The 13,650-nt window shown below is 64.6% G+C and carries 9 protein-coding genes; 7 read left to right on the top strand and 2 right to left on the bottom strand.

The window, feature by feature from the left end:
• Positions 1-99: 99 nt before the first annotated feature.
• A complete protein-coding gene (gene rsmG, locus EYV96_RS18155; protein ID WP_131153009.1) occupies positions 100-729 on the bottom strand; it encodes a 16S rRNA (guanine(527)-N(7))-methyltransferase RsmG in 630 nt (209 codons plus the stop codon).
• A gap of 293 nt (positions 730-1,022) precedes the next feature.
• The gene (locus tag EYV96_RS18150; protein ID WP_131153008.1) at positions 1,023-1,478 is read right to left on the bottom strand and encodes an SPFH domain-containing protein; all 456 of its coding nucleotides are present in this window, start codon (positions 1,476-1,478) and stop codon (positions 1,023-1,025) included.
• 380 nt (positions 1,479-1,858) lie between these two features.
• Between EYV96_RS18150 and EYV96_RS18145 the strand changes: the two genes are divergently transcribed.
• The 7 genes from EYV96_RS18145 to EYV96_RS18115 all read left to right on the top strand — a co-directional run bounded on the left by EYV96_RS18145 (position 1,859) and on the right by EYV96_RS18115 (position 13,626).
• Positions 1,859-2,860: a LacI family DNA-binding transcriptional regulator gene (locus tag EYV96_RS18145; RefSeq protein WP_131153007.1), complete on the top strand. Its 1,002-nt coding sequence runs from the start codon at positions 1,859-1,861 to the stop codon at positions 2,858-2,860.
• 144 nt (positions 2,861-3,004) lie between these two features.
• Positions 3,005-5,836, top strand: coding sequence for a TonB-dependent receptor (locus EYV96_RS18140; protein WP_131153006.1), 2,832 nt, complete (start codon positions 3,005-3,007; stop codon positions 5,834-5,836).
• Between the two features lie 168 nt (positions 5,837-6,004).
• Positions 6,005-7,483 (top strand): glucoamylase family protein, encoded by a 1,479-nt coding sequence (locus EYV96_RS18135; protein WP_131153005.1) that lies wholly within the window; start codon positions 6,005-6,007, stop codon positions 7,481-7,483.
• 74 nt (positions 7,484-7,557) lie between these two features.
• Entirely contained in the window at positions 7,558-8,793 is a 1,236-nt protein-coding gene (locus EYV96_RS18130; protein WP_240732650.1) for a sugar ABC transporter substrate-binding protein, read from the top strand.
• Entirely contained in the window at positions 8,790-9,668 is an 879-nt protein-coding gene (locus EYV96_RS18125; protein WP_131153003.1) for a carbohydrate ABC transporter permease, read from the top strand. The genes EYV96_RS18130 and EYV96_RS18125 overlap by 4 nt, the downstream gene beginning before the upstream one ends.
• Positions 9,669-9,676: 8 nt before the next feature.
• Positions 9,677-10,486, top strand: coding sequence for a carbohydrate ABC transporter permease (locus EYV96_RS18120; protein WP_425478760.1), 810 nt, complete (start codon positions 9,677-9,679; stop codon positions 10,484-10,486).
• Positions 10,483-13,626, top strand: coding sequence for a discoidin domain-containing protein (locus EYV96_RS18115; protein ID WP_131153001.1), 3,144 nt, complete (start codon positions 10,483-10,485; stop codon positions 13,624-13,626). Before EYV96_RS18120 ends, EYV96_RS18115 begins: the two co-directional genes overlap by 4 nt.
• The last annotated feature ends 24 nt before the right edge of the window (positions 13,627-13,650 follow it).

Below are 13,650 nucleotides of genomic sequence, written 5' to 3'. Positions count from 1 at the left end.
CACCCAGGCCGACGAAGCTCACAGTTTTGGAGATTGCCCTTCGCGTCGAGGCCCGACCGACATCAAAAATCGCCGATTTCCGTGCGGCACCGCCGCAACTCAGGCGCGACCCAACACCACCAGGTGACGCTCCGCGTCCAATCCGGGCACTTTCAGATCAGCCACTTGGCGTACGGCAAAGCCCTCCGGGATGCCGCCGAACTCGTCGTCGGGCTGCCGGCCCTTCATCGCCAGCCAAATGCCGTCGGGCGCCAGCAGGTGGCCACCCCAGCCGAGCATGTCTTCCAGCGTGGCGAACGCGCGGGCGGTTACGCAGTCGAACTGGCCTTGCACCTCTTCCACGCGCGACTGCACGGCGCGGACGCCTTCGAGCTTGAGCGAGCGGATCGCTTCGCGCAGGAAGCGCACCTTCTTGCCGTTCGAATCCACCAACAGGATATCCCTGCCGGGCGCCGCGATTGCCAGCACGATGCCCGGCAAGCCAGGACCGGTACCCAAATCGGCCAGGGTCTGGCCCTGCACGTAGGGCAGGATCGCCAGCGAATCGAGGAGGTGGCGGGTGATCATTTCCTGCGGATCGCGCACGGCCGTGAGGTTATAGGTCGCGTTCCAGCGCGCCAGTAGGGCCTGATAATCGAGCAGGCGCTCCACCGCGCCGTCGGGCAGGGTCAGGCCGAGAGCCTGGATGCCTTGTTCGAGCAGGCGTTGGAGAGGGGCGCGATCGGTCATGGGAGGCTGAGGATATCGATGGGCGCGGAATTATAGGGGTGAAGCCGGCGGCTGGCGCCGCCTGTGAACGGGGAACGGGGAACGGGGAACGGGGAACGGGGAACGGGGAACAGTAAAAGCAGCAGCACTACGGTTGGCCGCTTTGATCCGTTCACCGTTCACAGCCCGCACAGCGGGCGAATTCACCGCCTCGCGCAGCGAGGCGTCCCCCCACAAAAAACAAAGCCCGCCGAAGCGGGCCGAATACCCCTTGTTTCGCGGGCGCTCTGGGGCGGCCTCGCGCATACGAAGACTCAGGCGACTTCCAGCTCCACGCGCGTCACCATCATGCCGCGCTCGCGCAGCGCCTGGTTCATCGCCGCCTTCAAACGCACGCCAAGATCGCGACGATCGCTGTCGCTCACTTCAGGCTGTTCGCGCAGGGCGGCGACGGCGCCACCGCGGATCAGCTGGTCAGCCTGTTCGATCACCGGATCGGCGCGTTCGGGCTCCAGCACCTGCCAGTACACCGTGCCACGGACGTCGTGGCTGCCGGCCGGCTCCTGGAAGCGCAGCACGCGACCACCCAGGTCGATGCGATGACCGACGCGGTCGATCACCGGCAAGAGGAAATGGGTGCCGGGCTGAAGCAGGCCGCGGGGACGGCCGTGGCGGTAGACGCTGAACACCTGGCCGGCGGGCACGCGCTTGACTGCGGTCGCGACAAAGGCGAACAGACCAAAGGCTATGACGAGTATCAGGGCGTTCATATAAGTAAAAACAACGAATTATGTGATGTTTCTTGACTACGTCGGAGGATAAGGCTACATCCGCCGGGCACCGCTTGTATTAACCGACATTTAACGCCGAACTTATGCATTTTTCCAGTCCTTCGAACGGCCTATTTGCTTAAAAATTAACCAGCATTTCCCGTGCCATTGGTGCATCGCGTCATGCGATCCACGTCGCAAGCCCTGGCTGTCGCGCCCGTCAAGGGCTGTCGCACGGCCCGTCGAGCCTGATTCCTCCCTCGCGGCAAGTTTTTGCATCGCAGCAAACCCTTTGATTTCCAAAAGCTTTACAAACGCCAATGAAAACGTTTACGTTGAATTGAGGGCGGATCTCTCCGCACGCATCCGGAGCGGCAGGCGTGGGCGTAACGATCAAAGACGTGGCGCGCGAGGCAAAGGTGTCGGTGGCGTCGGTCTCCCGCGCCCTCAACGGCCATGGCGGTGTCACCGCCGAGACCCTCGAGCGCATCCGCGAAGTCGCCGCCCGTCTGCGCTACATCCCCCATGGCGCGGCCCGCAGCCTGATCACCCGCCGTACCCATACGATCGGCGCGCTGCTGCCCGACCTTTATGGCGAGTTCTTCTCCGAGCTGATTCGCGGCATCGACCTGGCAGCGCGCACGCATGGCCTGCAGCTGCTGGTGTCCAGTTCGCATGACGGTGCCGCCGAAGCGGCGACGGCGCTGCGCGCGATGCAGGGCCGTGTCGACGGCCTGCTGGTGATGTCGCCCCACGCCGACGCGGCCTTCCTGCGCCAGAACCTGCCAGCGGGCTTGCCCACCGTGCTGATGAACACCCTGATCGATGGCAACGATTACGCCGCGCTCTCGGTCGACAACTCCGGCGGCGCACGCCTGATGGTGGAGCACCTGGCGGACGCGGGTTATCAGCGCATCGCATTCATCCAGGGGCCGGCCAGTAATCGCGACGTCGCCGAACGCGAGCGTGCGTACCACGCCGTGCTCACCGAACGGGCCATGGTGCCCATCGTCTTGCCGGGCGATTTCAACGAAGAATCCGGCTATCGCTCAGGACAGGCGCTGGTCGCCATGTCGCCACGGCCCGACGCGGTGTTCGCCGCCAACGACATGATGGCGATCGGTTGCATGGCCGCCATTCGCGATGCGGGGCTGCGCATTCCCGAAGACATCGCCGTGGCAGGTTTCGATGACGTGCCGATGGCGCGCTACGTGAGTCCTGCGCTGACGACGGTGCGCGTGCGCATTGCCGACCTGGGCCGTGAAGCGCTCGAACAACTGACCGCCCAGATTGACGATCACGAAGACAACCCCGCGCCACGCACGCATGTGCGCGTGAGCGCTGAACTCATGGTGCGCGCCTCGACGGCGCCGCCGCGCTGAGCAAAAGCGGCCAAGGGACTGAGCCGGATACGGAGCGCGTCCAAGGGGGATGCGGCTCTCGATGGAACGCATGCAACCGATGCGCTCCGGGCAATAAGAACAGACCAAACCACCACTTTTGTTCGACCCTTGAGGGAGGGTGCCATGGCAAGCAAACACGCTTTGTCCCGTCATATCTCGCTGGCCCTGGCCGGCCTGCTCACTACCGCCGTCTTGTTGCCGACCGCCGGCTTCGCGCAGAACAGCACGGCGACGATACGCGGCCATGTCGGCGCACCTTCCGGCCAGACGGCCAGCGAAGTCGTCGCGACCAACCTGAAAAACGGCTTCACCATTCGCGCGCAGGTTGGCGCCAATGGCAACTACACGCTGCCCAGCCTGCCGCCCGGCAACTACCGCATCGAAGCCAAAGGCACGGGCCTGAGCCGCGATGTGACCGTCCAGGTTGGCCAGGCGCTCACGCTCAACCTCGAACCCACTGCCGCACCGTCGGCTGCCGAGGCGAATGCAGCGAACCTGCAGGGTGTCACGGTAAGCGCTGCGCTGATCGAGACGCGCACGTCCGAGGTGGGCACCAACATCAGCCAGACGCAGATCAATACGCTGCCGCAGAACGAGCGCAACTTCCTTGATTTCGCCAAGCTCGTGCCGGGCGTCACCGTGTCGCGCGACCCCAACTCGAAGACCTTCTCCGCAGGCGGTCAATCAGCTGAGAATGTAAACGTTTTCATTGATGGCGCCAGCCTGAAGAACAACGTGCTCAAGGGCGGCGTGGCCGGCCAGGATTCCACGCGCGGCAATCCGTTTTCACAGGAAGCCGTGCAGGAATTCCGCGTACTTACGCAGAACTACAAGGCCGAGTACGAACAAGCCGGCACGGCGATCATCACTGCCGTGACCAAGTCCGGTACCAACGAATTCCATGGTTCGGTGTACGACTACTTCCAGAACAAGTCGATGATCTCCCAGGACTCGTTCGACAAGAAGAACAACGTCGAGAAACCCGATTACCGTCGTGAGCAGCGCGGCTTCTCGCTCGGCGGCCCGGTGCTGAAAGATGCGCTGACCTTCTTCGTGAACTACGACGAGCGCAAGGACGTGGGCAACAACACCGTCCAGACCGGCGACCCGCGTTTCGCGCAATACAACGGTACCTTCCCGGCGCCGTTCCACGAGAAGACGTTCTTCGGCAAGTTGAGCTGGCAGGTGAACCAGGACAACAACGTCGACATGAGCCTGACCACCCGTCGCGACAACGAGGTGCTGGGCTTTGGCGGCGCAACGACCTACAGCGCGCGCACCGATCGAAAGAACCGCGTCGACGACCTGCTGGTGAAATGGCAGTCGCGCGGCGACGGCTGGACCAACGACCTGATGCTCGATGCGGGCCAGGCCAAGTGGAATCCCTCCGCCGCCGAACCGGACGTGCCGCAGCAGACCTACGAGAACAACATCGCCGTGATCGGCGGTGCCGTGAACATGCAGAACAAGGGCCAGAACCAGCGCACGCTGCGCGATGACCTCACCTTCACCGACCTCAACTGGCATGGCCAGCACACGGTGAAAATGGGCATCAAGTACGCCGCCTATGGCATCACGGTGGAGCAGAACAACAACGCCGTGCCGTCGTTCTACTACCAGGAAGGCGCGAACTATCCGGGCGGCTTCGACAGTCCGTATCGCGCGGTGTATTCACCGCTGGGCGCCAACGCCAACCTGCACACCAACCAGTTCGGTGCCTACGTGCAGGATGACTGGGATGTCACCCAGCGCCTGCAATTGAACCTGGGCCTGCGCTGGGATTACGAGACCAACGCACTCAACAAGGATTACGTGACGCCTGCGGCGCAGATCCCGACGCTGGAATACCTGGGACTGCAGAACAACATCTCCAACGGCAACAACCGGTCCGGGTACAAGGGCGCCATCCAGCCGCGCCTCGGTTTCTCGTTGGACGTCAGCGGCGACGGTGACCAGAGCACGACGATCTTCGGCGGTGCCGGTCGCTACTACGACCGCACGCCGTTCGACTGGATCGCACAGGAAGCCATCCACGCAGCGGTGCCCAACTACACGTTCTATTTCAGCCCGCCCGATGCCAACGGCAATCCGACCAAGGCCGGGACGATCGCGTGGAACCCGGCTTATCTGTCCAAGGCCGGCCTCGATGGCCTGATCGCGCAGGGCGTGGCCGGCTTTGGCACGGAAATCGATGCGGTCAACAACAAGACGCGTCCGCCGCACACCGATCAGTTCAGCCTGGGCGTGCGCCAGGTGTGGGGCGACTGGACCGGCTCGCTGACGCTGGCGCGCGTGCTGGGCTATGACCAGTTCACGTGGGCGTGGAACCGCGTTGTGGCGCCGGGTTTCGTCCTGAACAACCTGCCCGGCAGCCCGTATGGCGTGGTGCTGCACAACGTCTACAAGAAGACGCAGTCGAGCAGCGTGCTGATCGGCATCGACAAGCCCTACACCAAGGCCTCCGGCTGGGGTGTCGGCCTGGCTTACACCTATCAGGACGCGCGTCAGCAAGGTAACGACAACTACTCGCTCGACTACGTGTCGCCTGCTGGCTATCCGGGTGGCCACGTCGGCGAAAAGCACCACCTCGTGGCCAACGGTATCGTAACCGGCCCTTGGGATACGCGCCTGACCGGCATCTTCACCTATGGCTCGGGCCTGCCCTTCGACGTGTTCAAGAGCAGCGCGAATTGCGACTACAACTGCTCGTTCTATCACTGGGACAAGTACGGCAAGAAGTACGTGAACCTGGATCTGTCGATCGCCAAGGAATTCCGCTGGGGCGAGAACCAGGCGCTGGAGCTTCGCCTGGACGTGATGAATGTCTTCAACCGCGACGTACCCAACGACAACGGTTACGACCTGAACTACTACAGCCCGACGTTCGGCAAGCTGACGTCGGCCGATCCAAACCTCTCCCGCCGCTTCCAGATCGGCGCCCGCTACAGCTTCTGATGGCTCTCCCCAGGCCCTTCCGCCAGGACATCGGCGGAAGGGTCCCCTTTTCCTCGAGCCCGTCTCTGGCGGGCTTTTTCTGGCTCTGGTATGTAAACGTTTACGTTCACGCAGCGCTTGTTTCCTGTGCTCACCGGAGCACCATCCGCATCACGCAAAGGCCTCGCCATGACCGCACTCACGAGATCCGCACGCATCCTTCCCAAGACGGCCCTGATGGTGACCGCGCTGCTGGTCGGACTGGCCGGTGCCGCCGTGCAGGCCGCGCCGGCAAAAGCCGCCAGGCAGGCCGCGCCGATGACGCAGGGCAAGGTGCCGCCGATGATCGACGACCTGGAGAAGCGCACCTTCGACTGGTTTTGGGACAGCGCCAATACGCAGAACGGCCTGATTCCCGATCACTATCCGACGAAGTCGTTCGCCAGCATTGCCGCAGTGGGTTTCGGTCTGACCGCCTACGGCGTAGGCGTGGAGCGCGGCTACGTCACGCGCGACCAGGCCGTTGAACGCACGCTTGCGACGCTGCGCTTTTTCCACGATGCGCCGCAAAACGACAGCGAAGACGACGCCACCGGCTTCCACGGTTTCTTCTATCACTTCCTCAACATGGAAACGGGCAAGCGCGAAGCGCGCTGGGTGGAACTGTCGACCGTCGACACGACGCTGCTGCTTGGCGGCGTGCTGTTCGCGCAGTCGTACTACGACCGCGACACCGCGCAGGAGAAGGAAATCCGCCAGCTGGCCGACGACATCTACCGCCGCGTCGAATGGACCTGGGCGCAAGTGCGCAAGCCGCTGATCAGCATGGGCTGGACACCGGGCGGCAAGTTCATCGGTTACGACTGGCAGGGCTATGACGAAGCCATGCTGGTGTACATCCTGGCGCTCGGCTCGCCCACGCATCCGATCGGCGATGACGCGTGGAAGGCCTGGTCGGCCAAGTACGACAAGAAGTGGGGCGAGTTCTACGGCCAGACCTTCCTCAACTTCGCGCCGATGTTCGGCCACCAGTACAGCCATGTGTGGGTGGATTTCCGCGGCATCCGCGATGCGTGGAGTCGCGACAAGGATCTGGACTACTTCGAAAACAGTCGCCGCGCGACGCTGGCGCAGCGCGCCTACGCGATCGCCAATCCGGCTAAGTGGACCGGTTATGGCGAAAACGTCTGGGGCCTCACGGCCAGCAACGGCCCCGGCGGCCTCGTCGTGAAGGGCGCCGATGGCGAGCGCACCTTCCATGGCTACACCGCGCGCGGCGCGGGCCTGGATTACATCAGCGACGACGGCACCATCGTGCCGACCGCCGCCGCCGGTTCCATTGCCTTCGCGCCGGAAGTGGTCGTGCCGGCATTGGAGAACATGAAACAACGCTACGGCCAGTGGATCTACACGAAGTACGGCTTCGTCGATGCCTTCAACCTGAGCTTCCACACGCAGACCGACCTGCGCACCGGCAAGCTGGTGCCCAACGTGGGCTGGGTCGACACGGTGCACCTGGGCATCGACCAGGGTCCGATCGTGCTGATGATCGAGAACTGGCGCAGCGACTTCGTGTGGAACGTGATGAAGAAGAATCCCTACATCCGCAAGGGCCTCGAACGCGCCGGCTTCACCGGCGGCTGGCTGGAGGCGAAGCCCTCGCCATGACGTCGGCTTCCCGCGCACCACACTTGTTCCGTCGCGCCGGGCACGCCGCGGCCTGGCTGTGCGCGGGGATCTTGATGACGTTGGGGGCGGCGTGCAGCAGCAGGACGGACGATGCCCGCACCCTCACCTTCTGGACCATCGGTCGCGAAGGCGAAGCCGTGGCGAAGCTGATTCCCGACTTCGAGAAGGAGCACCCCGGCCTCCACGTCAAAGTGCAGCAACTGCCTTTGACGGCGGCGCACCAGAAGCTGCTTACCGCGATCGCCGGGAGCTCGACACCGGACCTGTCGCAGTTGGGTAACACCTGGATTCCCGAACTGGCGGCGCTGGACGCGCTGGAGCCCCTGCAGTCGCGCGTGGATGCCTCGAAAACCATCGACGCCAGCGACTACTTCGCCAACATCTGGACGACCAACCGCATCGGGGGCCAGTTGTATGGCGTGCCCTGGTACGTGGATACGCGCCTGCTGTTCTACCGCCGCGACCTGCTGGCGAAAGCCGGCTTTGACGCTCCCCCGCGAGACTGGGCGCAATGGCGCGCGATGCTGGCCGCGCTCAGCCAGCCCGAGCGTGGCGCCTGGGGCATCCTGCTGCCGACCAACGAGTTCGAGCAGCTGCTGGTGCTGGCGCTGCAACAGGACGAACCGCTGCTGCGCGATGACAACCGCTACGGCAACTTCCGCAGCGAGGGCTTCAGGCGAGCGCTGACTTTCTACGTCGACACCTTCAGGCAGCGGCAGGCCCCCGCCATCACCAACGTGGAAGCCGGCAATCCCTGGACCGAGTTCGGGCGCGGTGTGTACGCCTTTTATCTTTCCGGGCCGTGGAACATCGGCGAGTTCCGCAAGCGCCTGCCGGCTTCGCAGCAGGATGACTGGGACACGGCGCCACTGCCGGGCCCCCATGGTCCGGGTGCCTCCAATGCCGGCGGCTCCAGCCTGGTGATCTTCCGTACCTCGCCCCACAAGGACGAGGCCTGGCAGCTGATCGAGTTCCTTTCACGTCCGCAAGTGCAGCAACGGCTTTACGATCTGCTGGGCGACATGCCGCCGCGCCGGTCTTCCTGGGAGGGCGAGGCGCTGCGCAACGACCCCAAGGCCCGCGCTTTCCGCGAACAGCTCGAGCGCGTCAAACCGACTCCGCCGATTCCCGAATGGGAGCGTATCGTGACCGAAATGCAGCTGGTGGCCGCGCAGGCGGCGCACGGCGATCTCTCGATCGATGAGGCGGCGGCGGAAATCGACCGGCGCGCGGACCGGATCCTCGAGAAGCGTCGCTGGCTGATGGAGCACGGGAGGGTGGCGCCCTGAACACGCAACGCACCGCCTGGCTGTTTCTCACGCCCGCACTCCTCGTGCTGGCGCTGTTCTTCCTCATCCCGGTGCTGGCCGCCTTCGCGCTGAGCCTCACGGACTTCGACCTCTACGCGCTCGCCGACCTCCGCAATCTGCGTTTCGTTGCGCTGGGCAACTACTGGGAGCTGCTGCATCGTCCGCTGTTCTGGTCGGCACTCGGCCACACCTTGTACTTCGTGGTGATCGGCGTGCCCCTGTCGATGGTGGTGTCGCTGGGCGCCGCCATGCTGCTCAACTCGCCGCTGGCGCGAATGAAGCCGCTGTTCCGCACCGCGCTCTTCGCACCGGTGGTCACCACCGTGGTCGCCGTCGCGGTGATCTGGCGCTACCTGTTCAACACCAAGTACGGCCTCGCCAACTATTCGCTGGGCCTCATCGGCATCAGCCCCGTCGACTGGCTGGGCGATCCGCGCTGGGCGATGCCGACGATCATTCTGTTCGCCGTGTGGAAGAACTTCGGCTACAACATGATCATCTTCCTCGCGGGCTTGCAGGCCATCCCTGCCGACCTTTACGAGGCGGCACGCATCGACGGTGCGTCGCCGTGGCGGCAGTTCCGGCACATCACCTTGCCGATGCTCGCGCCCACCATGCTGATGGTCAGCATCCTCACCGTGTCGGGCTACTTCCAGCTGTTCGCCGAGCCTTTCGTCATGACCGAAGGTGGCCCGCTGCAAAGTACCGTGAGCGTGCTCTACCTGATGTACGAGGAAGGCTTCAAGTGGTGGAACCTCGGATCCGCATCCGCGGTGGCGTTCCTGTTGTTCCTCATCATGTTCGCGGTGACGGCGGTGATGTTGCGCGCGTCGCGCCAGCGGGGCGAGGCATGAGCGAGCGAATGTCAAAAGCGGTCATCAACGGTCTGCTGATTGGCGGCACCGCCGTCGCCGTGTTTCCGCTGCTGTGGATGTTGTCCGTGTCGTTCATGGTGCCGGGCGAAGCCAGTTCACTGCCGCCGCCGCTGTGGCCGTCCCGGCCGACGCTCGGCAATTACCACGAGCTGTTCGCGCGGGCGGGCATGGGTCGTTATCTTCTCAATAGCCTGCTGGTGTCCTCGGTGATCACCGTGCTCTCGCTCGCCTTCAATCTCATGGCCGGCTACGCCTTCGCCAAGCTGCGCTTTGCCGGTCGTGAGCGCGTGTTCCAGGCGCTGCTCGGCGGCCTGGTGATTCCGGCGCAGGTGGCGATGCTTCCGTTGTTCCTGTTGCTGAAGTACCTGGGGCTGGTCAACAGCTACGCCGGCGTGGTCGCGCCTGCGATGGCGACGATCTTTGGCATTTTCCTGGTGCGCCAGTACGCGCGCGGTATTCCCGACGACCTGATCGAGGCTGCACGCATCGATGGCGCGGGCGAATGGCGCATCTTCGTGCAGATCATCATGCCGCTGCTCACGCCCATCATGGTCACGCTGGCGATCTTCACCTTTCTCACCGCATGGAACGACTTCATGTGGCCGCTGATCGTGCTGACCGGGCAGGAGCACTACACCTTGCCGATCGCGCTGGCATCGCTCTCGCGTGAGCATGTGCAGGATTCGGAACTGATGATGGCCGGCTCCGTGGTGACGGTACTGCCGGTGCTGGTGTTGTTCCTGGCCCTGCAGAGGTACTACCTGCAAGGGTTACTGCTGGGGAGCGTGAAGGGATGACGGGATGGCGCGCCGCCGCGTATGCCTTGTTGCTGGTGGCGGGCAACGCATCCGCGTCGGGGCGCGTGCTGGATGATTTCAGCCAGGCGTCGGCCTGGCGCGCCGAGGGCACGGACGATATCGAAACGCACCTGCGTGCCGTCGATGGTCCCCAGGGCAAAGGCATCTGCCTGGACTTCGATTTCCACGGTGTCTCCGGCGCGGCGATGCTCAAGCGCGAGCTGCCAATCAGCTGGCCGTCGAATTTCACGATGTCTTTTGACGTACGCGGCACGATGTCGCCGAACGATCTGCAGGTGAAGTTTGCCGACGACAGCGGCGACAACGTCTGGTGGTATCGCCATGACGCCCTGGCGCCCACGGACGCATGGACCGGGCTCAGTTTTCGTCGAAGCCAGGTCGATTTTGCCTGGGGCCCCACGCAAGACCGCTCGCTTCGTCGCACGCAGAACCTGGAGTTCACCATCTACGCCGGCCAGGGTGGCAAGGGCGAGGTCTGCTTCGCCAACCTGCGCATGGAATCCCTGCCCGCCGAGCCCGCCAGCTGGCCGGTACCCCGCGCGAAAGCCACGTCCGAACTGAAAGGCCACACGGCGCAACGCCTGCTCGACGGCAAAGGCGACTGGCGCAGCGTACCGAGCGCCGACACCACGCAGGACCTCACCCTGGACCTGCGCAACGAACGTGATTTCGGCGGCTTGCAGCTGCGGTGGCTTGCCGGCCAGCAAGCCTCGCACTACCAGGTGGCCCTGTCCGACGATGGCGAGCAGTGGCGCGACATCAGCGAGACCCGCGCCGGCAACGGCGGCGATGACGCGGTGTTTCTCCCGGAGGCCCGCGCGCGCTATCTGCGGCTGCGCATGCTGGCAGGGCCATCGCGATCCTACGGCCTGACGCAGTTGCAGGTGATGGATCGGGCCTGGGGCGCCTCGCCCAATGTGTTCTTCCAGGCCCAGGCCAAACGCGCGCCGCGCGGCATGTATCCACGGGGGTTCTCCGGCGAGCAGAGCTACTGGACGCTGGTCGGCGTCGACGGTGGCGCGGCGCAGTCGGCGCTGCTGTCCGAAGACGGTGCGGTTGAAGTCGGCAAGGGTGGCTGGTCGATCGAGCCGATGATCCTTGCCGATCGCAACCTGCTCACCTGGGCCAGCGTGCGCAGCGCGCAATCGCTGATGGACGGCTATCTGCCCATCCCGTCGGTGCAATGGCAGGCCAACGGCCTGAGCCTCGACACCACGGTGGCGGCAACGGGCGAGCCCGGGCGCACCGAGTTGTTGCTTCGCTACACCATCAACAACACGTCGGGACACTCGCGCCGACTGACCCTGGCCTTGCTGGCGCGGCCCTTCCAGGTCAACCCGCCGACGCAGTTCCTCAATACGCCCGGCGGCATCCATCGCATCCACGACCTGGCGTGGCGCAACGGCAGCCTGATCGTCAACGGCAAGGATCGCGTGGTGCCACTGCAGGCTACCGACGATTTCGTTGCCAGCGATTTCAGCGAGGGCGACCTGCCGGAGCGACTGGCCCATGGCCAACGCCCGAGCGTCGATGCCCTGCACAGCGACGAGGGCTTTGCACAGGGCGCGTTGCTCTATCGCATGGATGTCCCGGCGCACGGCAGCCGCACGATCGGGATGGTGGTGCCCATGCACGATGGCGATATCGCCTTGCCGCGTGACCCGATGGCCTGGCTGGAACAGCAGATCGACGAGGTGGCACAGTCGTGGCGCGGCAAACTCAATCGCGTCGAACTGCAGGTGCCGGCGAACCAGCAGTCGATCGTCGACACGGCGCGCAGCGCGCTCGCGCAGATGCTGATGTCACGCGACGGACCCGCGCTTCAGCCGGGTACGCGCTCATATGCGCGTACCTGGATTCGCGACGGCGCGATGATGACCGAAGGCCTGGTGCGCAGCGGTCACGCCGACGTCGCGTCGCAGTTTGTCGAATGGTACGCACCACATCAGTTCACCAACGGCAAGGTGCCCTGCTGCGTGGATGCCCGTGGTTCGGATCCGGTGCCGGAGAACGACAGCCATGGCGAGCTGATCTTCGCCATCGCCGAGCTCTGGCGTTACACGCATGATCGCGCTCAGCTTGAACGGCTGTGGCCCCATGTGCAGCGCGCCATCGTCTACATGGACCAGCTTCGCGCCAGCGAAAGTACGGCGGCCAACCAGACGACGGAGCGCCGCTCGCTTTACGGCCTGATGCCGGCATCCATCAGCCATGAAGGCTATTCGGCCAAGCCGATGCACTCCTACTGGGATGATTTCTGGGCCCTGAAGGGTTACGACGATGCGGTCGATCTGGCGGGCGTGCTCGGCCATGCCGACGAGATGTCGCGCATCGCACGCGAGCGCGACAGGTTCCGCGCGAATCTCATGGCATCGATCAGCGCATCGGTCAGCAGCCACGGTATCGACTACCTGCCCGGCGCCGCGGAGTTGGGTGATTTCGACGCCACCTCGACCACCATTGCGCTGTCGCCGGGAAATGGTGACTGGCTGCCGCGCCCGTTGGTCGACGCCACGTTCGAGCGTTACTGGAAGGATTTCGTCGCCCGCCGCGACGGCCAGCGCACCTGGGATGACTACACCCCTTACGAATTGCGCACGGTCGCCACCTTCGTGCGGCTGGGCTGGCGCGAGCGCGTGCAACCGCTGGTCGACTTCTTCTTCGCCGATCGTCGGCCCGCCGCGTGGAACCAGTGGGCGGAGGTGGTAGGGCGCGAACCGCGCAAGCCGCGTTTCGTCGGCGACATGCCCCATGCATGGATCGCCTCGGATTACCTGCGCTCGGCGTATGACCTGTTCGCGTACGAGCGAGCGCGCGACAAGGCACTCGTGCTGGCCGCGGGCATTCCCGCGACGTGGCTGGCCGGCGGGGGCATCGGCGTGGAGCATTTGCGCACGCCGTATGGCGAACTCACCTATCGGCTGCGCGAGGAACGCGGGCGGCTGGTGTTGCAGATCGGTCCGGGATTGAAGCTTCCACCTGGCGGCGTGGTGTTGCCCTGGCCCTATGCCGGGACGCCGCCGACGGTGGCGCCGCCGGGCGCGCGTTGGGAGGGAGGCGACCTCGTCATCCGCAAAGTCCCGGTGACTATGTCCATCGAGCTTTCGAAGCGGCATTGAGCAGAACGATACGAAACCGGGGCC

Source organism: Dyella terrae (genome assembly GCF_004322705.1).
GTDB classification, from domain to species: Bacteria; Pseudomonadota; Gammaproteobacteria; order Xanthomonadales; family Rhodanobacteraceae; genus Dyella_D; species Dyella_D terrae.
The sequence above is the reverse complement of the archived record's forward strand: the minus strand, read 5'-3'. Positions and strand labels throughout refer to the sequence as shown.

Coding starts and splice junctions, on each gene's coding strand:
- EYV96_RS18120 (WP_425478760.1), top strand. CDS start 9,677: ATGTCAAAAGCGGTCATCAACGGTCTGCTGATTGGCGGCACCGCCGTC.
- rsmG (WP_131153009.1), bottom strand. CDS start 729: ATGACCGATCGCGCCCCTCTCCAACGCCTGCTCGAACAAGGCATCCAG.
- EYV96_RS18140 (WP_131153006.1), top strand. CDS start 3,005: ATGGCAAGCAAACACGCTTTGTCCCGTCATATCTCGCTGGCCCTGGCC.
- EYV96_RS18150 (WP_131153008.1), bottom strand. CDS start 1,478: ATGAACGCCCTGATACTCGTCATAGCCTTTGGTCTGTTCGCCTTTGTC.
- EYV96_RS18130 (WP_240732650.1), top strand. CDS start 7,558: ATGACGTTGGGGGCGGCGTGCAGCAGCAGGACGGACGATGCCCGCACC.
- EYV96_RS18115 (WP_131153001.1), top strand. CDS start 10,483: ATGACGGGATGGCGCGCCGCCGCGTATGCCTTGTTGCTGGTGGCGGGC.
- EYV96_RS18135 (WP_131153005.1), top strand. CDS start 6,005: ATGACCGCACTCACGAGATCCGCACGCATCCTTCCCAAGACGGCCCTG.